Here is a 25,180-nt window from a genome sequence, read left to right on the forward strand (position 1 = left end):
CGCTATGTTAGTCATCGACTAGCCGCCGCACCAGGTACGTCGCCATGACCGTAAATCCGCTAACGAAAATCGCCCAGCCGATCGCTTGACGCAGGAGTGTGCGAGCGCGTCCGCGCAACATATAACGGTCAAATTGCGAACTGGTTCTGCGCAACATGATTCAGGCCATTGTCCCTATGCTGAACGCGTGATTGCCGGGAAAGCACTGCAATTATCGCACCGTCGCCTGTTCAACGCTGGCCTCCGGGTAGCTTGCGCTGCGCCAGAGCCAGGTCTTTTCGCACATCGTTCTGGCGGGAAATTCGCGCGCCTGGATGGACGGCCGGAGACGCCGTCGCTCAGATATTGATCTGACCGCCCATTTCCACCACGCGGTTAGCGGGCAGGCTGTAGTACTCAGCCGCCTGCGCTGCGTTTCTGGCAAGAAACGCGAACAGCTTCTCGCGCCAGAGCGGCATCGATTTGCTTTCGCCGGTGGCCATCACCGTGTCGCGCGCGAGAAAGAACGACGTATCAGCAGGTTCGTAGTTCCAGTTCGGCATCTGTTTCTGCGCCAGTTCGAGAATGAACGGAACGTTCGGAATCTCCATAAAGCCGTAGTGAACCGTGACGGCGTAGCATCCGTGTCCGAGGTCGACCACCGTGGCTTTCCGCTCGTCGGGAACATGCGGTACGTTGTCCGTCGTACCCGCAAGAAAGATGTTGACCTGATGCATGACGCCGTTGTGCTTCAGGTTATGCAGAAATGCCGAGGGCGCCATGTCCACGACCCCGCCCGGAAAAACGGCCGTGCCGTTCACGCGCGGCGGTGAGTGCTCGCCGCCGCACAACGAATGAATCAGGGCCACCAGCGGCATGTTGTCGGTTTTCATCTTGTCGACCACCATTTCACGTCCCTTGTGCCAGGTGGTCATCACGGTGAACAGCGCACCTCCGGCGAGCAGCGGAAACCAGCCGCCATCCAGCACCTTGCCGACGTTGCTCGATACGAACACCGCGTCGACAAGCGCAAGGGGGCCGATAACAGCCGCGGTGGCCAGCGGCTTCCAGTGCCACAGGGAGTGGGTGATGAAGTACATCAGCAAGGTGGTCAGCAGCATGGTCGACGCCACGGCGATACCGTAAGCCGCCGCCAGATTGTCAGAGGATTTGAAAAACACCACCAGAAAAACCACGGCTGCGTACAGCGTGACGTTGATAAACGGGACATACACCTGGCCGATCTCGTGCGTCGACGTGTGCACCACCGGGATGCGCGGCAGAAAGCCGAGTTGCACGGCCTGCTTGGTCATCGAGAAGGCGCCTGAGATAACGGCCTGAGACGCGATGATGGTGGCCGCCGTGGCGAGCACGACCAGCGGCACGAGCGCCCAGCCAGGCGCGGACTGAAAAAACGGTTGAGCAATCGCGGAGGGTTTTTCCAGAACCAGTGCCGCCTGACCGAAGTAGTTCAGCACCAGACTCGGCAGCACGAGAATCAGCCATGCGAGACGGATCGGCTTTTTGCCGAAATGACCCATGTCGGCATAGAGCGCCTCACCGCCGGTCAGCGCCAGAAAGACCGAACCCAGGACAACGAACGCGGTGGCCGGTGCATGTGCGACGAATGCGACCGCGTAGAGCGGCGAGACGGCTTGCATGATCGCGGTATGCGTAACGATATGGGAGATGCCCAGCACCGCCAGCGTCACGAACCACACGATCATCACTGGCCCGAAAACCTGGCCGACCGCGCCCGTGCCGCGCTTCTGAAGTTTGAAGAGGCCCGTGAGGATGACGAGCGAGATCGGGACAATCCACTCGGTCAGATGCGGGTCCACGAGTGTCACGCCTTCCACGGCGGATATCACCGAAATGGCCGGTGTGATCATTGAATCGCCGTAGAACATGGCTGCACCGAACACGCCGAGCGTTAGCAGAACGCCGCGCAATCGTGCGGGTGCCACTCTGGATGCAAGCGCGGTGAGCGCCAGGATGCCGCCTTCGCCTTCGTTGTCCGCACGCATCACGAAGCTGACGTACTTCAGCGTGACGACAATGATGATCGACCACAGAATCAGCGAGACAATGCCGAACACATTGGTTTGCGTGATGCCGCCTGCCGCCTTCAGGCATTCGCGCAGCGTATAGAGCGGGCTGGTTCCGATGTCGCCGAACACAACCCCGATGGCGCCGAGCACAAGACCGGGCGCAGCTTTTTTTGCAGAAGAGGCCGCGCTGAGAGCAGTGGAGGACATAGGGGATCTAGGTTGAGTGTTGCCGCGGGCGCGCGGTCTACGGATATTTCCGTAGGCGCGCGGCGTAGTGATGACAGCGCCTGCTGCGCGTGACGCAAGCAGCAGGCAAGCGGTCTTCCTCTATCTCAAGCGCCAGATTCCCCATGCAGCAATCAGCAAAGCCACGGCCAAGCCGCCGCCGAGTAGGATGTAGGTAGCCATGGGAAATGAAATGTAAGCGATACGTGATTGAAAGGAGGGTTCGGGGGAGTCCTTCGCATGCTACCGGCTCCACCTTTCAGAACCGCCTTCGATGGCCGCTGATGCTTCGTCATTGAGCGGCAGGCACGTGTGGCGAATGGGCGCCATGCACGCCGGGTCCGATTTCGCCCGGATGGTTGAAGTTGTCACCGCCCATCGGCAGCGCATTGGGTCAGAAAAGCATCCCGAATTCTGTGATAAAAGTAGGGTATGAGCAAAATAAACCTGCCTGAGCATGCCGCCGGATTATGACCCGGCGAGAATATAACCAGGCGTCATTCCGCTACGGAGGCGTTGTGATTCGAAACTGGCTTGGCGGGGTTCTGTTGGCAGTGTGTTTCGTAAGCAATGCTTTTGCGGGCGGCCCGGATTGCTCCCGGCCGTTCACGCTTGGATTGCACGACCACGGCCTGCTCTATTCGCTCGACACCGACAGCGGTATCGACAAAGACTTTGCGGACGAGCTGATCCGGCGCAGCGGTTGCCAGATCAAGGTCAGTCTGATGTCGCGGGCACGTATCTGGAAACTGATCGAGTCGGGTGCGCTCGATTTCAGCCTTTCTGGCATTGCGAACGACGAACGCAATCAATATGCGTCGTTTGCATGGTACTTCAGTGATAAATACTATCTACTCGTGCGCAAGGACGCCGGTATCCACAACGTCGCGGATTTCGAACATAACCGGCACGCCCAGCTCGGCGTGATCCGCAGTTTTCGCTACAGCGCATCGGCCAACGAACTGGTCGACAGACTGACGGCGGAAAACCGGGTCAGCCTGGCAGGAGGGCTCGAACCGCTCTACCAGGCGCTTATTCTTCGGCAGATCCAGGGCATGATTATCGAGCCCTTCGATTACCCCGCACTGGACGCGAAAAAAATCCGCAATGTGACAACGATTGTCGAGTTCAACGATCCTTCGGTGCCGCACGGTCTGATCATGTCGAAGAAAGCGCTCTCCGCCGCCGAACGGGAAAAGTGGCAGGCGCTGGTAGACGAAATGCGCGCCGACGGCACGGTGCGGCGAATCTTCGAAAAGTACTTCAAGCCGGATCTGGCCGATTCCATGGTCAACTTCAAGGCGTCACCGTGATCCGGATACGCGCTGTCCTGCTGCCGTTACTGGTTTTATCAGCGTCGCTCTGCCTGACCTGGATCGTCTGGAATCACGAACGACAGGCGAGTCGCAAAGAGCTGCGCAGCCAGTTCGAATACACCGTGAGTGATGCGGTGGGCCGCGTCGAGCAGCGCATGGCGACCTATGAACTGATGCTGCGCGGCGTGCAGAGCCTGTTTGCCGCGAACGGCACGATCGACCGCGAGCGGTTCCGGCGCTATGTGAACGCGCTCAATCTTGACGCGAATTTTTCCGGCGTCCACGGCGTCGGTGTAATCGAATGGGTGCCCGCGGCGAGTAAAGCGGCCCACATAGCGGGCATGCGTCAGGGCGGCATTCCAGACTACACGATTCATCCTGGCGGGCAGCGCACGGCTTATGCGCCGATCATTCAGCGCGAGCCTTTTGTCGGCGTTGCCCGCAGCTCGCCCGGTTTTGACACCTGGGACGAACCGATGCGGCGCGCCGCGCTGGAGAAGGCCCGTGATTCCGGCATGGCGGCCCTGTCGGGCAAGGTGAACCTCGAGGTCGGCGTGAGTCCTGACCGTCGGCCGGGTTTCATCATGTACCTGCCGATCTACGCGGCCGGCAAGGCGCAGGACGATCTCGCGCAACGCCGGGCGAACATCATTGGTTGGGTCTACGCGTCGTTCCAGATGCACGACGTGATGGCCAGTCTGTACGGCGAACAGCCACCCGGTGTCTCGCTGGCCATTTACGATGGGGTCGAGCCATTGGAGGCCGCGCTGCTGCATCGCACTTCGGAGCTAAACAACCGGCGTGCGCCCGCGATCATCTCCGCAAATGAATATCTGGTTGTGGACGGGCATGACTGGATGCTCTCGATGAGCGCCTCCGACGAGTTCCGATCCAGATTGGGACGCAATGCGGAGGCGTTGATTGCAGGCGCCGGCACGGGCTTGAGTTTTCTGCTGGCGCTTCTGAGCTGGCTCATGATGACGGGGCGCGAGCGCGCCATGCGGCTCGCCTCGGCGATGACACGGGAGTTGCGCGAGAACGAAGAGAAGTTTCGCGCCATTGCCGACTGCACGGTGAACCTGGAAATCTGGTGGGGACCGGATGGCAAACCTCGCTGGATCAATCCTTCGGTTGAGTACTACACGGGCTATACGGTCGCCGAATGCATGGCGATGCCCGATTTCGCCCGCACGCTGATCCATCCAGAGGACGTTTCGCGGGTTGCCCCGGAGTTTAAAAAGGGGCTTCAGGGTTCTCGCGGCGAGGATCTCGAGTTTCGTTGCGTGCGCAAGGATGGGTCGCTGCTGTGGCTGTCGGTTTCCTGGGTGCCGATTAGCAATCAGCGGGGCGACTTCATCGGTTTTCGTACCAGCGGCCGCGACATTACCGAGCGTAAGAAGTCGGAGGAGAAAATCCGGGAGCTGGCCTTCTACGACACGCTGACCCGCTTGCCCAATCGTGCACTGCTTCTGGACCGGCTCAGGCAATCCATGGTGGCGAGCCGGGAGAACAAGGTCTGTGGCGCCCTGATGTTCATCGATCTCGATCACTTCAAAACGCTGAACGACACGCTTGGGCACGACAAAGGCGATCTGCTCCTGCGGCAGGTCGCGTATCGCCTGTCGAATAGCGTCAATGAGGCCGACACGGTCGCGCGGGTGGGGGGTGACGAGTTCGTTGTGGTGCTGGGCAAGCTGAGTCTGGATGAGGCGGTGGCCACCAGGCAAACCGAGGCGGTGGGGGAAAGAATTCTCTCCGTGCTGGGGTGTGCCTATGAGCTCAACGGCATCCAGTTCCGGAGCACCGCCAGCATAGGCGTCACAGTATTCAAGGGGGAGCAGACGTCCATCGACGAGCTTTTCAAACAGGCCGATCTCGCCATGTATCAATCGAAGGAGCGCGGCCGCAATGGCATCTGTTTCTTCGATCCGGCGATGCAGACGGCGGTGTTGAAGCGGGCCGAAATGGAGGTGGGGCTGCGCAACGCGATCGAAGAGAACCGGATTATTCTCCACTATCAGGCGCAGGTCGTCGACGGCAATTACATTACCGGTGCGGAAGCGCTGGTGCGTTGGGAGCACCCTGAACGCGGCCTGATAGCGCCAGGCGAGTTTATTCCGCTCGCCGAGGAGTCCGGGCTGATTCTCGAGATGGGGCGCAAGGTGCTGGCGTCCGCATGCGCTCAACTGGCACTGTGGGCGGCGAGCCCATCGATGGCGCATCTGTCCATGGCAGTGAACGTCAGTGCCCGGCAATTTCGCGAGCCAGATTTCGTGGACGGTGTGCTCGAGGTCATCAACCGGACTGGAGCGAGGGCGGACCGGTTGAAGCTCGAGCTGACCGAGAGTGTTCTCGTTGAGAACGTACAGGACGTTATCGAAAAGATGAGCGCCCTGCGTGCCCGCGGTGTGACGTTCTCGCTCGACGACTTCGGGACGGGCTACTCTTCGCTGGCCTATCTGAAGCGATTGCCGTTGGACCAGTTAAAGATCGACCGCTCGTTCGTGCGCGACATTCTGGTCGACCCCAACGACGCCGACATCGCGAGAACCATCGTCGCGCTTGCGCGAAGCTTTAACCTGGGTGTCATTGCCGAGGGGGTTGAAACCGAAGCGCAAAGAGATTTCCTTGCGGTAGCAGGCTGCCATGCCTATCAAGGGTTTCTTTTTTGCAAGCCGCTGCCGATCCAGGGTTTCGAACAGTTTGTGAGCCTGTTCAGTTCCGGGATTCGGGCGGAGGGCCAGCCGGCGAGGAATGCCGGGAGAAACGTGGGCACCGGCACGGCAACCTGATCGGCACCTTCGTGGTCGCACATCTGCGCAAGCATCTACTGCTAACGATTCCGGTTCTCATTTTTAACGTTGCACGGGCAATCCACTATGCTGGACTGGTAGCAACGGCCATTCGCGCGTCGACGGTTGAGCTGTAAGTCGCATCAGACGGAACAGGATGCCTGAGCACCCCTCGCGCTTTTATCGCGCGGCGTCACCATTCAAGGAGGCGATATGCAAGGAGACCCCAAGGTTCTCGAATATCTGAACGCTCAGCTGAAGAACGAACTGAGCGCGATCAACCAGTATTTCCTGCATGCCAGAATGTACGGGCACTGGGGCCTGAAAAGCCTTGAGAAGCACGAGTATGACGAATCAATCGGCGAGATGAAGCATGCGGACCTGTTGATCGAACGCATCTTCATGCTGGACGGCTTGCCCAATCTGCAGGACCTGCATAAGTTGCTGATTGGTGAGGATACGAAAGAAATTCTTGAGTGCGATCTCAAACTCGAGCAGGCGTCGCAGACAACTTGTAAGGAAGCGATCGCATACTGCGAGACGGTTCGCGACTTCGTCTCGCGCGACATCATCACCCATATTCTCGACGATACGGAAGATCATATCGACTGGCTCGAAACGAATCTGGCCTTGATCGATAAGGTCGGGATTCAGAATTATCAGCAATCGGGAATGGATTCAGTTAGCTGAGACCGCGGTGCCCGCGGTCCCGGCTCTGCGCCTGCTTGCAACTGCCTGTAGCTGCCTGCGCTTATCTGTGTTTGCCTGCGTTTGCCTGAGTGATGCGTGGCAACACACGACCTCATGGCGCCCCGATCCTGGCTAACGTAATGGCATGTTCGGGGCATGCGCTTACGCACAGGCCACACGCCCGGCATGCATCGGCGTTGGGCGTGTACGCGACTTTCATGCCGTGTACGCGCAGCTTGAATCGGTTCAGCGCGCCCAACTGCTGATAGTCCGCCGTATCGATCCGGCGGATTTCGAATACGTCTTCGGGGCAGACGATGGCGCAATCGCCCTTGCCTTCGCACCGCTTCAGATTGACCACGGGAGCGATCACGCCTGCGGGCTGCTTGCAAGCGGATGTAGATGCGCGGCTCATGCTTCGTCCTCGTGACGCTTGCCGTCAAAGGACGCCAGGTTCTTCTGAAAGTTTTCACGCTCCTGCGGTGTCATCCGTTCCCAGCGCCGCCAGTGCCGGCGTCCATGCCAGCCGCCATGCCCGCGGAATCCGCCAAAGAGAATCCGGCTCAGGACCAGCAGGCCCAGCGCGTGCAGAAAGTCGATCGGACGGGCACCGACGAATAGCGCGGGCATCACCCAATTCCATAGCGCCATCACCATCCATCCCAGCACGGCAACGCCCACCAGAACCAACAGTGCCTTGCCGAAGCATCTCAGTTTGAATCTCATCTAGCTGCTCCTTTTAGATATCCAGTTCGTCATAGACGGCTTGCAGGCGAACGCGCAGATGCAGTACCGCGTAGCGCTTGCGGGCCAATAGCGTGTTCACGCCGACACCGGTTTCGGATGCCAGCTCCTTGAAGCTGCGTCCTTCGAGTTCGTGGGCGACGAAGACGTCGCGCTGATTTGCCGGCAATTCGTCGAGTGCGTCTTGCAGGGTTTCCAGCAGCACCGATCTTGCATAGACGGCTTCGGGACCGGCGTCGGTGGCCGGCAGGGCGAGATCCAGCCGATAGTCCGGGTTGTCTGCGTCGTCCTGATCGTCGGCCATGTCGGCGAGCGGTTGCTCGCGGCGCTTGCGAAAGCGGTCGATGATGCGATTTCGCGCCACGCGGAACAGCCACGCGCTTACCTGTTCGATCGGTGCGGGGAGCCGGTAGGCTTGCACGAACTCGTGAAAGACGTCCTGCAGGATGTCTTCGGCCTCGCCCTGATCGTGCACGCGGCGCCGGATAAAATTGCCGAGTTTCGACCGCTCACGCAACACGGTTGCGGTGATGTCGTTGTCGCGTTCGATCATCGGTTTTGGGGTGCGCGGCGGTTCCATACGTCTGTAGACGATTCACGCCTGGAAATATTGTCCGTGACGTGCAGGCTGTTTCGAATCAGCCGCTACGGCGATTCTCCGGTGCTGCCACGGCCAGGTAGCGTCCGGGCGTGGTGCCCAATGCCCGACGAAACATGTCGATAAAGGCGCTGACATTGTCGTAGCCGAGCTCGAGCGCAATCGTCGTGACGGGAATCCCATCCGCCACCAGTTCGAGTGCGCGAAGCAGGCGGGCCTGTTGACGCCATTGCGCGAACGTCATGCCTGTTTCGGTCACAAACCGGCGGCTCAGCGTTCGCGGCGCGAGACCGGCCCATATTGCCCATTCTTCGAGGCGGCGGTTATCCGCCAGGTTGCCGCCGAGCGCGTCCGTGATGCGCACGAGCCGTGGATCGGTGGGGCTCGGCAGGCCTAGCGATTCTTCCTTTGACGCAGCGAGCTCATCGACGATGACCTCCGCAATGCGCGTCTGCGTCGCGTCGAGCTCGATGCCTGGCCAGCTCGCGGCGCGCCGCACCGCCTCGCGCAGCAAGGGCGTCGTCTTGATTGCGCGCGCCTGCCGCGGCAGCGATTCGCAGCGCTCCTCGGTAATGAAAACACTCCACCCCGCGAAGGGGCCATAGGAGCGTACCGAGTGGACGCAATGCGGGGGAATCCAGATCGCATGGGTGGCGGGCACGACCCATTGCTGCTTGTCGAACCCGATCGATGCGAGCCCGCTCAGCGCGCCCATGAGCTGTCCGCGCGCATGACTGTGTGAGGGCGTTGCGCGCGATTCACTTTGTGTCAGTTCGGCCGCGGCGAGGAACGGACCGTCGGGCGAGCTCACGAGATCCGGTCGAATTAAGGGGGTGGTCATCGCAAGAGGTGGCGGGAATCCGGTATCGAACGACCTTTATACCGGAGACGGGCCGGGTCTGCATCACTAAACTAGCTTCCACTTACACAACACCGGAGTGCCGCGCGATGCGAGCCGAACACGTTCTCCCCGACCACGTCGATCAGGCCGATATCGATGGTGTGACAGTCCGCAAAGGCACGGTTGCCGCTTTTCTGGCCAATGCGCGCGTCTGGACCGATCCGGCCAGCACTGACGCGGCGCGTGCTGTGGCCGCCACGGACATCGTCGCGGCACTGCCCGCCCTGCGTGCCGTCGGGCTGTTCGATGTACTCGAGATTCGCGACGTGCGGCTGCGTGACTGGATCGACTCATCGGTCGGCATACAGCGCGACATCCGCTGAGCGGCACGCCGGTTTCACCTCGAATTCAAGGAGCCACCATGAAAGCTGCAGTCGTCAAAACGGCGGGCGAACACCCTGTTTACGCCGATTTCAATCGTCCCGATCCGCGTCCGGGTCATCGTATCGTCGACGTTACGGCGTCGGCGTTGAGTCACGTCACGCGCGCGAGGGCGTCGGGCTCGCACTATTCGTCGAAGGGGGCGTTTCCGTTCGTGGCGGGAGTCGACGGCATCGGGCGTCGCGACGATGGCCAACGCGTGTATTTCTTCGGACCGCAGGCGCCGTTCGGCGCGATGGCGCAGCAGTGCCTCGTGCCCGAAGCGAACTGCGTGCTGCTACCCGATACGATCGACGACGTTACGGCGGCCGCCATTGCCATTCCGGGCATGTCGTCGTGGGCGGCGCTCGTCGAGCGGGCCAGGTTCGTGGCGGGTGAGACGGTGCTGATCAACGGCGCAACGGGTACCTCCGGGCGGCTTGCCGTCCAGATCGCGAAGCATCTTGGCGCCGAAAAAATCATCGCGACGGGTCGTAACGCGGCCGTGCTAGCGTCGCTTGGGCAAGCTGGCGCGGATAGCGTCATTTCGTTAGAGCAGGACGCCGACGCGCTGAGTCATGCGTTCGAAGCGCAATTCCGGGAAGGGGTCGACGTGGTGCTGGATTACGTGTGGGGCGCCAGTGCGCTGTCCTTGCTGATTGCCGCGGCGCGGACTTTGGCTGAAGATGAAGCGCTGCGCTTCGTCCAGATCGGCGCGATCAGCGGCGCCGATCTTCTGTTGCCGGCCGCCGTGCTGCGCGCGGCGCCGATTTCGCTGTTGGGCAGCGGTATCGGCAGCCTCCCTTTACCGCGCGTTCTGCACACCATGCAGCAGGTGCTCGATGCCACCGTGCGCGCGGGTCTGCAAATCGCGACGGAGGCTGTCCCTCTCGCGGATCTCGGTGCGCACTGGGGAGCGCCCAGTAGCGCCCGGCGCACCGTTTTCATCCCCTAGCCGGAACGATCGACGGCGCTGCTGACCGGGTGCCTTACGAATTCGCTTGCCGGCTATCGCGACAGAACCAGCGCCGCGACGTCGCGGGGGCCTGCACCACCTCCGCTACCTCTGCCACCTCGCGCCACCACTTGCCGCCACGGTGCGGCGTGCCCAGATCGAGCCGCTCGCCCATGCGAGGCGTCGCGAGCGCAATGCCCCGTGCGGCAGCGAGCCCAACCACACGCTCGTACGGTTCCTGCCAGCGATGCATCGCCAGATCGAACGTGCCGTTGTGAACCGGCACCAGCCAGCGTCCGCGCAGATCGACGTGAGCCTGTACGGTCTCGTCGGGCTGCATATGGACGTACGGCCATTGAGCATCGTAGGCGCCGGTTTCGAGCAGCGTCACGTCAAATGGGCCGAGCCGCTCGCCGATGGTCCTGAAGCCGTCGAAGTAACCGGTGTCGCCGCTGAAGAACACGCGTAGCGCGTCGTCGACGATCACCCACGAGGCCCACAAGGTGCTGTTGCCGTCGAACAGACTGCGACCGGAGAAGTGCTGCGCCGGTGTTGCAGTAAACGACAGGCCGTCGATTTCAACGCCCTGCCACCAATCGAATTGACGCACCTTCGACGCCTCGATACCCCATTCGATCAGGCGGTCGCCGACACCCAGCGGCGTCAGGAACACGCCAGTCTTCGCGGCGAGCGCCAGCACCGTTTCGCGATCCAGGTGGTCGTAGTGATCGTGCGACAGAATCACGCCGCGCAACGGCGGCAAGTCTTCGAGTGCAATGGGCGGGGCATGGAAGCGCTTCGGGCCGAACCGCCGGAACGGCGATGCACGCTCGGCGAAGACGGGATCGGTCAGCCAGAACTGACCACGCAGCTTGAGCAGCATGGTCGAATGCCCGAGGCGATAGAGGCTGCGGTCCGGCGCGGCGTCGAGTTGTTCGCGCGACAGCGTGTCGACGGGCAGCGTGCCCGCCGGCACCGTGCCGTCCGGTTTGCGGAACAACAGATTCCACGCGATGCTCAGGGTCTTGCCGACACCTTCTACGGGACGCGGCTTGACGTTTCGAAAGCGCTCGCCGTCGTGCTGAGCCGACATGTCGAACAATTCGCGCCCGCGTCGCGCCGCCGTCAGGCCCAAGGCGCGGCGAATAGAACTGGTGAACGATGCCATGCAAACCGCCTCGATACAGAAAGTAGACTGTTGAGTGTAGTTTATTTTTGAGAAAAGTAAACTACCCGGTGTAAAATTTAGCGATGAACACCAGTCATCCCCCTCTACGCCTGACCGACCGCAAGCGCGCTGCCATCATCGAGGCGGCCATCGAAGAATTTCTCGCGGCCGGTTTCGACGCGACCAGCATGGACCGTATCGCGGCCCGCGCGAGCGTCTCGAAGCGGACGGTCTACAACCATTTCCCCAGTAAGGAAGTGCTGTTCGCAGCGATCCTGCGGCAGTTGTGGGAATCGAGTGACACAGGCGAAGCGCCGGCTTATTCCGCCGCGCATCCATTGCGTGCGCAGTTGCTCCAGCTTCTGTTCAAAAAGCTGGGCCTATTGAATAACGAGGCGTTCCTGGCCCTCGCGCGCGTCGCGATCGCGGCGGGCATTCATTCGCCGGAGCGCGCGCGGGAGATGGTGACCCGCATGGGTGAGCGGGAGGAGGACTTGACGGTGTGGATTCGCGCAGCCGCAGCCGATGGCCGCCTGAAGACGTCGGACCCGGTATACGCTTCGCAGCAGCTGCAGGCTCTCGTAAAAGCATTCGCTTTCTGGCCGCAGGTGACGATGGGGCAGCCGCCTCTCGGCGTGGATGAACAGAAACACGTCGCGGAATCGGCCGCCGACATGTTTCTCGCGCGCTACGCGTGACGCGTTACGCGTTACGCGTTGGCGACGAGACGCGTTACGCGTCTTTCAACCAGGGCATTTCCACGGGCGACACCACCAGGCATCGGGACTCCCGTTTCAGTTCGAAGATGAACCCGACCAGGATCATGGAGTCGGCGTACGGGATCGGAAATACGTGAGGATTATCCGCGGCGCGTAGCGGGTGCGCCGGCGTATCCGCTGTCTTCGCGGCGTTCTCGCGGACGCTTTCCAGCTCGTCGACCATGGCCTGCCCGCTGACTTTCTGGACGCGGCTACGCAGGTCGCTGAAGGGTTCGATGCGCGCCCCGTCTTCATTGTATTCGGGCACTTCATAGATGAACCAGGACATGTGCGTCTCCAGAGAAAAGGGCAAGCATTCTAGCAGGGGCTTCACGCGCCCTATCTTCAGTACCGCGGAAATCGAACCGCGTTCCGTCCCCGCCATAAAAGAACTGAGACAAAAGAATGAGACAAAGGAATGAGACAAAAGTCTCATCCGGCTTGATGCTGCACTGCGGTGTGATCTTCCGGAACACGCATGCTAAAAGTCATCCTGAGCGCGCACCTGGCGATGTGCGCCGAGCAGACCGGAGACATTCATGCCTTATGTTCCGCAAGTTAGACACATCGACCGGATCCGCAGGTTGATCGAAGGCCGGACGCCCGATCGCGGTGCCGATTCCGCGCGGCTGGCTTCGTCGTACTGGCGCTCGCTCGAGCAATATCATCTCGATCCCGGTCTGACAAAAGGTCCGCGCATTCTGACCGCGCCGGAACTACGCGACGTGCAACATCGTGAAGAATCGGTTTTGCGGGCCTCGGGAGAATGCCTTTCGCGTTTGCATGAGACGGTACGCGAAGCGGACTACTGTGTGATGCTCACCGACGCGCAGGGCGTGACGATAGATTATCGCGTCGACCGGGACCGGCGCCACGACTTCAAACGGGCGGGGCTTTATTGGGGCTCCTGCTGGTCCGAGCAGGAAGAGGGAACCTGCGGCGTTGCGGCCGTATTGCTGGATTCCCAACCGATCACGGTGCATAAGACAGATCATTTTCGCGCCGCGTTTACCACGTTGACATGCAGTGCCTCGCCCATCTTCGGGCTGGAAGGCGAACTGATCGGCGTGCTAGATGCTTCGGCGATTCGCTCGCCTGACGAACGCGAAAGCCAGCGCCTGATCAACCATATCGTGCGTCATAGCGCGGTGCTGATCGAGGATAGTTTCTTTCTCAACGCGACCACCCATTACTGGGTGTTGCTGGCCCACCGGAATCGTCACTACGTGGAAGCCCAGCCGGAAATTCTGATCGCTTTCGACGTGCATGGAAATGCGGTCGCGGCAAACCGCCGGGCCAAGGAATGTGTGCCGGGCCTCGACCAGTTGCCGCGGCCTGTCTCCGAGCTATTCGATGTCCGCGCCGAACGTCTTCTGGATGTCAGGCCCGGCCGCGACATGGTTTCGATGAAACTGGTGGGCAGCGGCGCGCCTCTTCATGCGCGGGTTCGCCCACCGGTCATCCGGGCGCAACGGCAAGCGGCGCCGAAGCACCGGAATCCCGCCCGCGAGGCACAACCCGCCCTCTTCGAGATCGACGCCCTTGAGCGCGATCGCATCGTCGCCGCCCTGACGGATGCGAAATGGCACCCCGACGAGACCGCTCAGACTCTCGGCATCTCGCGGGCGACGCTTTACAGACGGATCGCGAAGTTCGGCATTGTCCCGCCGCACCGGCGCTAGCGGTCCACGGTTATCCAGCGGGCAAAGAACCCGCGCATTACCTCGATGTTTCACTAATCCGTATCGAATGGAGGAGCAGCCATGCCTGAAAATAATGCAAGCCAGACTATTACACATGTTCTGGAGTCCCTGGAATCGGCGCTCAAACGCGGCGATACCGCTGCGGCCGTCGCGTTGTTTCAACCGGAGTGCTACTGGCGCGATCTGGTTGCTTTTACATGGAATATCAAAACCATGGAGGGCCGGGAGCAGATCGGCGCCATGCTCGACGCCCAACTCGACGCCATTAAACCCACCCGGCTGAGGATTGCCGACAATGAGACGCCGACCGAAGCCGACGGCGTAGCCCAGGCGTGGATCACGTTCGAGACGCAGGCCGCCCGCGGCAGTGCTTTTATCCGTGTGAAAGACGGCCTGATCTGGACCTTGCTGACCACCATGGCCGAACTGAAAGGCCACGAAGAGCCCAAAGGCCAGCGTCGTCCGATGGGCGCGGAACACGGCGCACGCACGGATCGGGTCAGCTGGAAGGAGCGCCGCGAAGCGGAGGCGCGGGAGCTGGGTCGTGAGGAGCAACCCTACTGTCTGATCGTGGGGGGAGGACAGGGTGGGATCGGGCTGGGTGCGCGTTTGCGCCAGTTGGGGGTGCCGACGATCATCGTCGATAAGAACCCACGTCCTGGCGATCAGTGGCGCAACCGCTACAAGTCGCTGTGTCTGCATGATCCGGTCTGGTACGACCATATGCCGTATTTGCCGTTCCCGGATAACTGGCCGGTCTTTACGCCCAAGGACAAGATCGGCGACTGGCTTGAGATGTACACCAAGGTCATGGAATTGAACTACTGGGGATCGACCACCTGCAAGTCGGCACGCTATGACGAAGCGGCGGCCGAATGGGTGGTCGAGGTCGAGCATGGCGGCGAGACGCTGACGCTGCGGCCCAAGCAGCTTGTGCTGGCGACGGGCATGTCAGGTAAGCCGAATATCCCCTCATTCAAAGGCATGGATGTGTTCAAGGGCGAGCAGCATCACTCGTCGAAACATCCGGGGCCGGACGCTTACAAGGGCAAGAAAGTGGTGGTGATCGGCGCGAACAATTCGTCGCACGATATCTGCGCGGCGCTGTGGGAGGCGGGCGTTGACGTCACGATGGTTCAGCGTTCGTCCACGCATATCGTCAAGTCGGATTCGTTGATGGAGCTTGCGCTCGGCGATCTTTATTCCGAGCGCGCGGTGGCGTCGGGTATGACGACTTCGAAAGCCGATCTGACCTTTGCGTCAATCCCGTACAAGATCCTGCATACGTTCCAGAAACCGGTCTTCGATGCAATCAGGCAGCGCGACGCGGCGTTCTACGACCGCCTGGAGAAGCGCGGCTTCATGCTCGATTTCGGGGACGACGATTCGGGGCTTTTCATGAAGTATCTTCGGCGCGGGTCGGGTTATTACATCGACGTGGGCGCCGCCGACCTTGTGGCGGACGGCAAGATAAAACTGAAGAGCGGTGTGGATGTGGTCGAACTGAAGGAGCACTCCGTTGTGCTCAGCGACGGCACCGAACTGGAAGCGGATCTCGTCGTCTATGCAACCGGCTATGGGTCGATGAACGGCTGGGCCGCCGATCTTATCTCGCGTGAAGTGGCGGATAAAGTGGGCAAGGTGTGGGGGCTGGGCTCGAATACGACGAAAGACCCTGGACCGTGGGAGGGCGAACAACGCAACATGTGGAAACCGACGCAGCAGGCTGCCCTGTGGTTCCACGGCGGTAACCTGCATCAATCACGCCACTACTCGCAATACTTATCGCTGCAGTTGAAGGCGCGCATGGAGGGGATTGCGACGCCGGTATATGGCCTGCAGGAAGTGCATCATCTCTCCTGACTCCTGATGCAGACGTAGGGTCGATGCATGCGTTGTTGACCCTGGTTTGACAGACATCAGGTGTGGGGCGGCGCGCCTCGATGGATCGGCGCGCCGCCTTCTGTAATCAAGCGATGTACGACGCGCGGCTTAACCCGGGTTGATCTCGTCCTGGCTGCGCCGTGTCGTGCGGGGGCCGACGATTCGCACGGTGATAGCCACGATCAGCAGGGCCGCCGCAATAATGCCGAACATAGCGCCTGCTCCTTGCTGGCTCAATACGGGAAGCAAGATGAAAGGCAGCATCGCACTAACAATGCGGGACAACGAATAGGTGCTGCCGATTGCAGTCGAGCGCACGCTGGCCGGAAAGATCTCTGCCTGATAGACATGGTACGCATTGCTGAATACATTCGATGCGCAGGTTGTCAACACGCCAAATAGAACGATCAACCCCGAGTTGTTCGAATAGGCAAAACCCAGGCCAAAAACCGCAATGGACAAGATGGCGCCGATCACCAGCGTCCGGCGTTCTATCCAGTTGAGGAGCGGGATAGAAAGCAAAGAGCCGACCGGGTAGCCGAGAAACGACAGCGCGATAAACAACGTGCCGTCGGTGATGTCAAAACCGCGGCTTTTCACTACTGTGGCGGCCAGAGTGCCAAAGCCATAGTAGCCAAATCCCTGCAGCAGATGGAAGATGGCCAGCATCAGGTAGCGTTTGTTGTACGGAGGGCGGCGTAGCAGGGCAACGCGCTCACCTAAAGTCATTGCATTGCGCTTGACGGTCGCCTCAGGTGAGATGACCGGCACCGTCACCCCGGCACTGTCGGCAAAGCGCCGAAGCATCGCGTGAGCTTCGTCGACGCGACCCTGCGCCAATAGCCAGCGCGGGCTTTCGGGCATCTTATGTTGTACGAGCAAAACCAGTACTGCGCCCAGGCTGCCGATCACCAGAATAGCGCGCCAACCCGCCACGGCACCGAAGTGCAGAGGGTTGAGCCAAAGCGCGAGGAATCCGACCAGTGGCACGGCAACATACGACGCGGTGTAGGCCCAGGCGGCCATTCGTCCGCGGCGTTCCTTGGGCAGAATCTCGGACAGGAAACTGTCGGCGACGGGATAGAGTGCGCCTACGCCGATGCCGGTGAGGAAGCGGCAGATCACCAGCATCTCGGCATTGACCGAGAATGCGCCGATCAGTGAAAAGCCGCTGTACCAGATCAGATTGAACAGGAAAGCCTTCCGCCGGCCAATCCGGTCGGCCATGCTGCCCAGAAAAAATGCACCGAAGAACATGCCGACAAACGCCGAGGCCAGCAGCAGCTTGAAGTCCATGCTGTGTCTGTCGATACCGTACTCGCCCTGCAGCGCCGCACCGATCGAGCTGACAAGGAAAATCTCGAACATATCGAAGAACAGGCCTATGCCGATCACCCACACTACAAATCGATGCAGTGAGCCCGCAGGCATGTTGTCCATCCAGCCGCCCAACGTGGCGGCCTGAACATCCTGGCGGTGTGATTCGTCGGTTGAAACCGGCTCGGATGAAGAGATGCGCGAATGGGCGCCTGCTTTTGCGCCCACACCCAGATTGCTGCTGTTCATGCTTGTCTCCGTTGCTTTATTTCCGGCGCGGCTTATGCGCCGTTCACCACGTTGATCGGTGCGCCCGCATGGAACGCAGCGAGGTTCGCTTCGATGCCGGCATTGAGCCGGTTCGCGGCATGCGTCGCCGCCCAACTGACGTGCGGCGTGACGATGAGGTTGGGATGCGCGCACGCCAGCAGGGGCTCATGCGGATCGGGTGGTTCCTGCGGGAGTACGTCGAGCGCGGCGCCGCCGAGGTGGCCGGTGGTAAGCGCATCGAGCAGCGCTGCCGAATCGACCAGACCGCCGCGCGCGCTATTCACGAGCAACGCGCCGCGTTTCATCGCGCGAAGTGTGGGCGCGTCGATCAGCTTGCGCGTCGCTTCGGTCAGTGGACAGTGGAGCGAGAGAACGTCGGCGGTTCGCACCACCTCGTCAAATGACGTGAAGCCGTCGCGAACCGTCAACCGTCCGCGGTGCTCCGCAAACATCACATCCATGCCGACCGCGCGGGCCAGCCGGGCAAGCGAACTGCCGATCGCGCCGCGCCCGATAATGCCGAGCGTCGACCCGGCGATGTCGAGAATCGGCGCGTCGTGCACGCAGAAATTCGGCGAACTGGCCCAACCGATGCGAGCGGTCTCGCGATAGGCGAACAGATTGCGCCGCAAGGCGAAGATCGACGTGAGCGCCCACTCGGACACGCTCTGTGCCGAATAGCCCGGCACGTTGGACACGATCACGCCGGACTCGCGGCAGGCGTCGATATCGATGCAATCGAAGCCCGTTGCGGCAATGCAGATAAAGCGAAGTTTCGGCAGACGTTTCAGATCGGCCGCGCGGATCGGCACTTTGTTCGTGATCGCAATGGCGGCATCTTCGAGCGCATGAACCACGTCGGCGGCGCGCGTGGCGAGGCGGGCGGACCATCCGCCCGCCCAGGCCGGCGCGGTGAGCGGCACGGGCAACGTAGCGCTGTCGAGCAGGACGATGTTCATCGAATCACCGCCTGGCACAGGGTGAGCTGCAACGGCACGCGATTCAGGTTGTTGACCGGCACGTGAAAATCACCGGTTCGTAGGGAGCGGGGTGTCATGACATCAGCCCGCGAGTTCGGAAATCTCGATCAGATTCAGATCGGGATCGCGCACGTACACCGATCGAATCTTCTGTGTGGCGCCGGTGCGCGCAACCGGGCCTTCGATAATCGGCCATTGGCAGCGGGCGAGATGCGCAATGACATCGTCGAGCGGCACGGTGGCGATGAAACACAGGTCGAGCGCGCCCGGCACGGGAACATGCGCCTTCGGCTCGAATTCGGCGCCGCGCACGTGGACGTTGATCTTCTGATTGCCGAAGCGAAACGCAATACGTCCTTCGCCAAACGTCTCGAGTTGCATCTGCATGACCTCGGTGTAGAACCGCTTCGTTGCAGCGAAGTCGACGCAAGTCAGTACGAGGTGATCGAGGTGGTCGATGAGTGCCATGTCAGGTTCCTGAAGAAAATGCGCGTTGTTCCGGCAGGCCGTCGGTCGCGATGCAAGGCGCCGGGTGCAGATCGAGGCGGCGTCCGGCCTTGAGCAACTGGCTCGGCACGTCGTGGCCGATCAGTCCGGGAAGCAGCGCCGAGGCGGACAGCACGGCATCGAGATCGACGCCGGTGTCGTAGCCGTCGAGTTCGAGCATGTGCACGAGTTCCTCCGTGCAGACATTGCCCGTTGCACCCGGCGCGTAGGGACACCCGCCGAGTCCGCCGAGCGACGCGTCGAAACGGTCGATACCAGCCTCCAGGGCGGCGAGCGTGTTGGCGAGCGCCATGCCGCGCGTGTTATGAAAGTGCAGCGTGAGTTCAAGGGCGGCGAAACGCTCGCGTGCGGCGGCGCACAGCGCCCCGACCTGCGATGGATAGGCCATGCCGGTGGTGTCGCACAAGGTCACGCCATGCACGCCGAGATCGGCGAAGCGCTGCATCCAGTCCAGCACGTCAGCCGGTTCGATGTCGCCTTCCATCGGGCAGCCCATTGCGGTGGAGAGCGATACGTTGATCGCCACCTTCGTTTGCTTGACCACGCCGATTACGTCGCGCAACTGTGCGAACGATTGCTCGCGGCTCATGCGCAGGTTCGCGCGGTTGTGGCTCTCGCTGACCGACATCACGAGATTGACTTCATCGACACCGCACGACAGCGCGCGCTCGGCGCCGCGCAGATTCGGAACGAGCACGGTGTAGATAACGCCTTGATGCCGCTTGATTTGCTGCATGACGGCTTCGGCATCGCGCAAGGCCGGAATCGCTTTTGGCGAGGTGAACGAGGTCACCTCGATCCTGGCGTAACCGCACGCGCTCAGACGATTGATCAGTTCGATCTTGGCGTCGGTGTCGACGAACCGGGCCTCGTTCTGGAAACCGTCGCGAGTTGCGACCTCCTGGATATACAGACGTTTGCTGCTCATACCGTGCTCCTGTTCAGATGATGCCGCGGGCGCGCCAGGCGTCGCGAGTCGACGTGCCGATGCCGAGGTTTTCCAGCACCTTGTCGGTGTGCTGGCCGAGGGTGGGCGCGCAGGTGCTCACCGTGCCCGGTGTCGCGCTCAGCTTCGGGACGATGCCGGGCAGTTGCACCGGCGTGCCGTCGGGAAGCTGGCCGTCGAGAATCATTTCGCGTGCGTGGTAGTGCGGGTCGTTCGCGATGTCGGCGACGTCGTAGATCTTGCCGGCGGGAATGCGCGCGTCATTGAGCGCGGTGAGCACCTCGTCGAGTGTGTGGTGGCGAGTCCAGTCGGCAATCGCTGCATCCAGCCGCTCAACGTTGTTTACGCGGCCATCGTTTTGGGCGAGGGTGGGATCGTCCGCGAGGTCCTGGCGGCCGATCAGTTCCATCAGGCGCCGGAAGATACTGTCGCCATTGCCGGCGATCAGTGCATATTTGCCGTCGCTGCAGCGATATGCATTCGACGGCGCGATTCCAGGCAGGCTGCTGCCCGCCGCTTGACGCACGGCGCCGAATGTCGAGTATTCGGGCAGCAGGCTTTCCATCATGTTGAAAACCGACTCGTAGAGCGCGACGTCGATCATCTGGCCCGCACCGCCGTTCTGATCGCGATGGCGCAGCGCGAGCAGGATGCCGATCACGCCGTGCAAGGCGGAGAGGGAATCGCCGATGGAGATGCCCACGCGCACCGGTGTGCGGCCGGTTTCGCCGCTCAGATGCCGCAAGCCGCCCATCGCTTCGCCGATGACGCCGAAGCCCGGACGGTCGCGGTAGGGACCGGTCTGCCCATAGCCGGACACGCGCAGCATCACGAGACCAGGATTTAACGCATGCAGTTCGTCCCAGCCGAGCCCCCATTTTTCGAGCGTGCCGGGACGAAAGTTCTCGATCAGCACGTCGCTTTGCGCGACCAGTTGACGAACCACGTCCTGACCTTCGGGCGAGCGAAGATCGAGCGTGACGGATTCCTTGTTGCGCGATTGCGCCGCCCACCAGACGGATGTGCCCTCATGCAGCAGGCGCCATTTGCGCAGCGGATCGCCCGCGCCGGGTGGTTCGATCTTGATGACATGCGCGCCGAACTCGGCGAGCATTTTTCCAGCGAAGGGGCCGGCAATAAGCTGGCCCATTTCGAGCACGCGAACGCCATCCAGCGGCTTCGTCATGGTTGTCTCCTTGCAAACGTCGTCTCTTGACGCTTACTTTGCGACAACCCGCCCGCGCTGAAAATCAATGGATTCTCAACGACCCTTTCCAGAATGGAAAGGGTCGGCGAGCTTAAGCTTCGGTATGGCCGGACATGAAGTCGTACAGGCGCAGCGCTTCAGGCGACAGCGTTTCGCGCGACAGCGTGCCGATCCACAATGCACGATGAGCCCACGCGTCGGTCAGTTTCACGGCGCGCAGGCCCGCTGCGAGAATTTCCGGGCGCACGGCGCCCTCGGGGAGTACGCCGATGCCGAGCCCGTGCTCGATCATCCGGCAGATGCCGTCGAAGCTGTGCACCTGGATGCGCAGCTTGAGCACCCGGTCCGCGCTGAATGCGGCATCGAGCAGCCGCGCGAGCAGCGAGCTGCCTTCGTTCAGGCCGACGTACTCGAAGTCGAGTGTATCGGCGAAGGCGACTTCTTCGAGGGCGGCGAGCGGATGGCCGGCCGGCACCAGCAGCACGAGTTTGTCCTCGCGATATATGGCCTTGTCGATACCCGGCGACAGCACATTGTCCGCAAAGATGCCGATATCGGCGTCGCCGTTGCGGATTGCCGCGACGATTTCGTCGCTCAATCGTTCCTCGAGTGAGATCTTCACGCCGGGGTTGCCGGAGAGAAAAGCCTGCACGTCGTGCGGCAGGAACTGGATGACCGATGACGTGTTGGCCCAGACCCGCACGTGTCCGCGCACGCCGGCGGCGTAGTCGCTCATTTCGTTGGCCATGCGGTTCACGCGCTCGACGACTTGTCTCGCATGCGCGAGCAAACCCTTGCCGGCGGCGGTCAGCTCGATGCCGCGCGGTTGCCGCAGCATCAGTGTGCAATCGATGCTATGTTCCAGATCGGTCATGCGTTTGCTGACTGCCGACAGCGTCAGGCAGGTACGCTCGGCCGCCTTCGTCAAGCTGCCGAGTTCCGCGACGACGATGAAAACGCGCAGGGATTGGAGGTCGTAATGTGAGGAGCGGGTCATGGGTGTGGTTCGTTTAGCGAGCGGCACAGCGACAGTCCCGCGCGTCGGATCCTCGCGTGCTGGACCGACTTCATGTGAAGCATAGCAGGGCGACGGAATTGGGCAGGCGCGTGAGTTATGCGGCACGGAATACGGCCTGGCGCTTGTCGTGCGCGGGTTTCGGCCGGTCTGAGCGTCACCGCACAGACTGGCGGCACGAGCGGTACGATTCTGAAATCTCAACGATCTGCTACCTTATGTGCTCGGGCTTCTCGAGGCAATCCAGCAGAACGATCGCGCTACGACGATGAAACCATCCACTCTTCGCATGCTAGTCGCCCTTGTGTCGCTGGGCGTGGGATTATCTTCCGCCGCGTGCAATGCCTATGCGCTCGACACGCAGCTGAACTGTCAGTCGAATCCGCATGATTTCATTGCTCCGCTTCTGGACGAACAGTCGATCGATCCGAAGCCAATACGCATTGAAGCGAACTCGGTCAACGCGTTTCGTCCCGCGCGCGGCAGCAACCTGACGGCATTTGGCTTTCACGTCTCGGCCGTTTTCGGATATGCGCAGAACGATCCGATTTTCAAACAGGGCAGCGGCCAGCCGCTCAAGTCTTCAACGTATGGCGTGGTGGTGAGAGGGTCTGCCACATCGGTTGAGGCGAGCGTACGGCAGGCTGGCAGCAATGCAGGCATTCGCGAGGTCATACCGTTTTTTCTGACTGCGGTTTTTTGCGGTGGGCATTGAGACTGATCCTTACCCTACTCAGTTCGTCCATTTCCACAATAGCGCCAGGGCAATCAAGGCCGCCGTTGGATCTTGAACGCTGGCGTATGAACCACGGGCGGGACTTCTCAGCCCCGCCCGTGGTCCGCGTGCCTGTCTTTAGACAGCGCGTTTGACCCATCCTGATCGATCAACCCTTCGTCCATGCGGCGGCCGAGGCCATCGCGAAGTCCCGATACGATCTTGGCTGCCGCCCGAGCAGCGCGGCGAGGCGTTCGATCTCGGCTTTCGAAGCGACCGCGCCGTCCAGTTGATAGCGGCGCATCATCAGACGCATGTCGTAGGCGAGCCAACCTGGTGCGACCGCCTTGAGACGCTGTTCGAGGATGTCGAGATCGTCGCCGCCGTAGCGGACCGGGCGTCCCAATGCCTCGGCCCAGATCGCGGCGATGGTGTCCGACGTCAGCGCATCGGGCCCGACGAGTTCGTACGTCTCACGTGGCAGCCGATCGGCGGCGCGCTCGCGGCGCAGGAGTTCGCGTGCGGCGGCGTCGCCGATATCGCGGACATCGACCATCGAAATACCTTTGCTGCCAATCGGCATGCCGTAGACGCCGTGTGTCAGCAGCGGGTCTTTCTGCCGGGCATCGTTCTGGATGAAATACGCGGGGCGCAGCACCGTCGCCGGCAGATCGGTGTGCTCGATCATGCGTTCCACTGTGTGCTTGCCGGTGAAGTGAGGCACATCGACATACTCCGCACCCTTGAAAACCGACAGATAAACAATGCCCTTCACGCCGGCTTCCCGCGCGACGCTGAGCGTCTGCAGCGCCTGTGTCAGTTCGTCGGCGGCGTTGGGGGCGAGCAGGAACAAGGTGCTGACGCCGTTCATTGCGCGCCGTATTGCGTCGATGTCGGACAGGTCGCCTTTGACCGCGATGACGCCGGCGGGAAATTGGGCTTTTTCCGGCGAGCGGGTCAGGGCGCGCACGTCGGCGCCGCTGCCGTTCAGATGGTCGAGAACCTGCTTGCCGATTACGCCTGTGCTGCCAGTTACGAGGATTGCCATGATTTTCTCCTGGGGTTGAATGGACTGGGTTAGTCCGTGAGACGAACAATATTCGTTCCATTGGTTGACCGAAAGTGACAAAATTCAGACACCTCGTCTCATAAACGGAACGATCATGGATTTGACCTCGCTGGCGGATTTCAATGCGGTTGCCTTGCACGGTGGCTTCGGGCCGGCCAGTCGCGCGCTCGACCGTCCCAAGGCCACGCTGTCACGGCGCGTGGCCGAGCTGGAAGACGACCTCGGTGTGCGGCTGATCGAGCGGGGCGCACGCCGGTTGCGTCTGACGGAGGAAGGTCTTGCGCTCCACGAGCGCACGCGAGGGCTCATGGCGGAAATTCAGGAGGCGGGCGAAGCAGTCGCGTCGCGCGCGCCGGTGCCGCGCGGGCGCTTGCGCATCAGCGCACCGGTTGTGTTCGCGCACGTCCTGCTGTGCCAGATCGCGGCGCGTTTTGCACTGGCCTATCCGCAGGTCGAGCTCGAGATCATCGCGGAAGACCGGGTTGCGGATCCGGTGGAGGACGGCTACGACCTGGTGATCCGTATCGATCCACGGCCCGACGCGCAACTCGTCGGGCGGCGCATTCTCAGTGACGAGCGTCTCGTGGTCGCGGCGCCGGGTATGTCGATACCGTCGGCGTCGGCGATGTCCACAAGCGAAGCCGATGCGCTTCAGGTGCCGGCCGTCATGTTCGCCGCGGCGCCGCCCGGCGCGCTCTGGAACATGCGCACGGAAGCCGGCGATGTGAGGGTCATCCAGCCGATGCCGGTGCTGCGGATGTCGTCGCTATTGATGGTGCGCGAGGCGGTGCTGCAAGGCGTGGGCGCAGCACTCCTGCCGCGCTTGCTGGTCGAGCAGGATGTGCGCGCGGGCCGGCTCGTTTGCTGGGGCACGGCAACGGGTGCGTCCGTGGAGGTCTGGGCGCTTTATAGTTCGCGCCGCTTGCTGAGCGCCAAGGTCCGCGCGTTCATGGACATGCTGAAACCGGACACAGGCATGGTCTGACTGACTGCTCCGTCAACCGCGCAAGCGTGCGCAGTGAGTGTGCGA

24 protein-coding genes are annotated in these 25,180 nt (G+C 61.5%); 10 read left to right on the forward strand and 14 right to left on the reverse strand.

Annotated features, from left to right (window positions below):
- Positions 1–338 precede the first annotated feature (338 nt).
- Positions 339–2,237 carry a potassium transporter Kup gene (locus tag GH665_RS25275; protein ID WP_153139994.1) on the reverse strand — a complete coding sequence of 633 codons (1,899 nt, stop codon included), beginning with the start codon at positions 2,235–2,237 and terminating at the stop codon, positions 339–341.
- 536 nt (positions 2,238–2,773) lie between these two features.
- Here GH665_RS25275 and GH665_RS25280 point away from each other — a divergent pair.
- The 3 genes from GH665_RS25280 (at position 2,774) to bfr (ending at position 7,053) form a co-directional block, all read left to right on the forward strand.
- A complete protein-coding gene (locus tag GH665_RS25280; RefSeq protein WP_174771757.1) occupies positions 2,774–3,568 on the forward strand; it encodes a substrate-binding periplasmic protein in 795 nt (264 codons plus the stop codon).
- Positions 3,565–6,363 carry a bifunctional diguanylate cyclase/phosphodiesterase gene (locus tag GH665_RS25285; RefSeq protein WP_153139998.1) on the forward strand — a complete coding sequence of 933 codons (2,799 nt, stop codon included), beginning with the start codon at positions 3,565–3,567 and terminating at the stop codon, positions 6,361–6,363. Before GH665_RS25280 ends, GH665_RS25285 begins: the two co-directional genes overlap by 4 nt.
- Before the next feature lie 213 nt (positions 6,364–6,576).
- A complete protein-coding gene (gene bfr, locus GH665_RS25290) occupies positions 6,577–7,053 on the forward strand; it encodes a bacterioferritin (RefSeq protein WP_153140000.1) in 477 nt (158 codons plus the stop codon).
- A 112-nt stretch (positions 7,054–7,165) separates the two neighbouring features.
- Here the strand turns inward: bfr and GH665_RS25295 are convergent, their stop codons facing one another.
- The 4 genes from GH665_RS25295 to GH665_RS25310 are packed head-to-tail and all read right to left on the reverse strand — an operon-like array spanning position 7,166 to position 9,236.
- On the reverse strand, positions 7,166–7,468 hold the full coding sequence (locus tag GH665_RS25295) for a 4Fe-4S dicluster domain-containing protein (protein ID WP_153140002.1): 303 nt from the start codon (positions 7,466–7,468) through the stop codon (positions 7,166–7,168).
- Positions 7,465–7,779 (reverse strand): hypothetical protein, encoded by a 315-nt coding sequence (locus GH665_RS25300; protein WP_153140004.1) that lies wholly within the window; start codon positions 7,777–7,779, stop codon positions 7,465–7,467. Before GH665_RS25300 ends, GH665_RS25295 begins: the two co-directional genes overlap by 4 nt.
- A gap of 13 nt (positions 7,780–7,792) precedes the next feature.
- On the reverse strand, positions 7,793–8,377 hold the full coding sequence (locus GH665_RS25305; RefSeq protein ID WP_153140006.1) for an RNA polymerase sigma factor: 585 nt from the start codon (positions 8,375–8,377) through the stop codon (positions 7,793–7,795).
- Between the two features lie 58 nt (positions 8,378–8,435).
- On the reverse strand, positions 8,436–9,236 hold the full coding sequence (locus tag GH665_RS25310; protein ID WP_153140007.1) for an AraC family transcriptional regulator: 801 nt from the start codon (positions 9,234–9,236) through the stop codon (positions 8,436–8,438).
- Between the two features lie 107 nt (positions 9,237–9,343).
- Here GH665_RS25310 and GH665_RS25315 point away from each other — a divergent pair, with 107 nt between their 5' ends.
- Together GH665_RS25315 and GH665_RS25320 are read left to right on the forward strand one after the other, a co-directional pair.
- Entirely contained in the window at positions 9,344–9,619 is a 276-nt protein-coding gene (locus tag GH665_RS25315) for a hypothetical protein (protein WP_153140009.1), read from the forward strand.
- Between the two features lie 38 nt (positions 9,620–9,657).
- Positions 9,658–10,611 (forward strand): quinone oxidoreductase family protein, encoded by a 954-nt coding sequence (locus GH665_RS25320; protein WP_153140010.1) that lies wholly within the window; start codon positions 9,658–9,660, stop codon positions 10,609–10,611.
- A 34-nt stretch (positions 10,612–10,645) separates the two neighbouring features.
- On the opposite strand, the gene GH665_RS25325 is transcribed toward GH665_RS25320, so the two are convergent.
- Complete coding sequence (locus tag GH665_RS25325) at positions 10,646–11,779, reverse strand: MBL fold metallo-hydrolase (protein ID WP_153140012.1); 1,134 nt, start codon at positions 11,777–11,779, stop codon at positions 10,646–10,648.
- An 83-nt stretch (positions 11,780–11,862) separates the two neighbouring features.
- Here GH665_RS25325 and GH665_RS25330 point away from each other — a divergent pair, with 83 nt between their 5' ends.
- Complete coding sequence (locus GH665_RS25330) at positions 11,863–12,477, forward strand: TetR/AcrR family transcriptional regulator (RefSeq protein ID WP_153140014.1); 615 nt, start codon at positions 11,863–11,865, stop codon at positions 12,475–12,477.
- 34 nt (positions 12,478–12,511) lie between these two features.
- Here the strand turns inward: GH665_RS25330 and GH665_RS25335 are convergent, their stop codons facing one another.
- Positions 12,512–12,826: a hypothetical protein gene (locus tag GH665_RS25335; protein WP_028194987.1), complete on the reverse strand. Its 315-nt coding sequence runs from the start codon at positions 12,824–12,826 to the stop codon at positions 12,512–12,514.
- A gap of 250 nt (positions 12,827–13,076) precedes the next feature.
- On the opposite strand from GH665_RS25335, the gene GH665_RS25340 reads away from it, so the two are divergent.
- Positions 13,077–14,219 carry a helix-turn-helix domain-containing protein gene (locus tag GH665_RS25340; protein ID WP_153140016.1) on the forward strand — a complete coding sequence of 381 codons (1,143 nt, stop codon included), beginning with the start codon at positions 13,077–13,079 and terminating at the stop codon, positions 14,217–14,219.
- Between the two features lie 81 nt (positions 14,220–14,300).
- Complete coding sequence (locus GH665_RS25345; RefSeq protein ID WP_153140018.1) at positions 14,301–16,103, forward strand: NAD(P)/FAD-dependent oxidoreductase; 1,803 nt, start codon at positions 14,301–14,303, stop codon at positions 16,101–16,103.
- 129 nt (positions 16,104–16,232) lie between these two features.
- Here GH665_RS25345 and GH665_RS25350 read toward each other — a convergent pair whose 3' ends face one another.
- The 6 genes from GH665_RS25350 to GH665_RS25375 form a co-directional block, all read right to left on the reverse strand.
- Complete coding sequence (locus tag GH665_RS25350; RefSeq protein WP_153140020.1) at positions 16,233–17,690, reverse strand: MFS transporter; 1,458 nt, start codon at positions 17,688–17,690, stop codon at positions 16,233–16,235.
- A gap of 32 nt (positions 17,691–17,722) precedes the next feature.
- Positions 17,723–18,670 carry a D-2-hydroxyacid dehydrogenase gene (locus GH665_RS25355; protein ID WP_153140022.1) on the reverse strand — a complete coding sequence of 316 codons (948 nt, stop codon included), beginning with the start codon at positions 18,668–18,670 and terminating at the stop codon, positions 17,723–17,725.
- 102 nt (positions 18,671–18,772) lie between these two features.
- On the reverse strand, positions 18,773–19,159 hold the full coding sequence (locus GH665_RS25360; protein WP_144194791.1) for a VOC family protein: 387 nt from the start codon (positions 19,157–19,159) through the stop codon (positions 18,773–18,775).
- Position 19,160: 1 nt separating this feature from the next.
- Positions 19,161–20,126 (reverse strand): hydroxymethylglutaryl-CoA lyase, encoded by a 966-nt coding sequence (locus GH665_RS25365; RefSeq protein WP_153140024.1) that lies wholly within the window; start codon positions 20,124–20,126, stop codon positions 19,161–19,163.
- A 13-nt stretch (positions 20,127–20,139) separates the two neighbouring features.
- The gene (locus GH665_RS25370; RefSeq protein ID WP_153140026.1) at positions 20,140–21,330 is read right to left on the reverse strand and encodes a CaiB/BaiF CoA transferase family protein; all 1,191 of its coding nucleotides are present in this window, start codon (positions 21,328–21,330) and stop codon (positions 20,140–20,142) included.
- 112 nt (positions 21,331–21,442) lie between these two features.
- Positions 21,443–22,348, reverse strand: coding sequence for a LysR family transcriptional regulator (locus tag GH665_RS25375; RefSeq protein WP_153140029.1), 906 nt, complete (start codon positions 22,346–22,348; stop codon positions 21,443–21,445).
- A 307-nt stretch (positions 22,349–22,655) separates the two neighbouring features.
- Here GH665_RS25375 and GH665_RS25380 point away from each other — a divergent pair, with 307 nt between their 5' ends.
- A complete protein-coding gene (locus tag GH665_RS25380; RefSeq protein WP_246216366.1) occupies positions 22,656–23,081 on the forward strand; it encodes a hypothetical protein in 426 nt (141 codons plus the stop codon).
- Positions 23,082–23,250: 169 nt separating this feature from the next.
- Here GH665_RS25380 and GH665_RS25385 read toward each other — a convergent pair whose 3' ends face one another.
- A complete protein-coding gene (locus GH665_RS25385) occupies positions 23,251–24,129 on the reverse strand; it encodes an NmrA/HSCARG family protein (RefSeq protein WP_153140033.1) in 879 nt (292 codons plus the stop codon).
- A 115-nt stretch (positions 24,130–24,244) separates the two neighbouring features.
- Here GH665_RS25385 and GH665_RS25390 point away from each other — a divergent pair, with 115 nt between their 5' ends.
- The gene (locus GH665_RS25390; protein ID WP_153140035.1) at positions 24,245–25,135 is read left to right on the forward strand and encodes a LysR family transcriptional regulator; all 891 of its coding nucleotides are present in this window, start codon (positions 24,245–24,247) and stop codon (positions 25,133–25,135) included.
- Positions 25,136–25,180: the final 45 nt, after the last annotated feature.

It is taken from the genome of Paraburkholderia agricolaris, from assembly GCF_009455635.1.
Taxonomy (GTDB): domain Bacteria; phylum Pseudomonadota; class Gammaproteobacteria; order Burkholderiales; family Burkholderiaceae; genus Paraburkholderia; species Paraburkholderia agricolaris.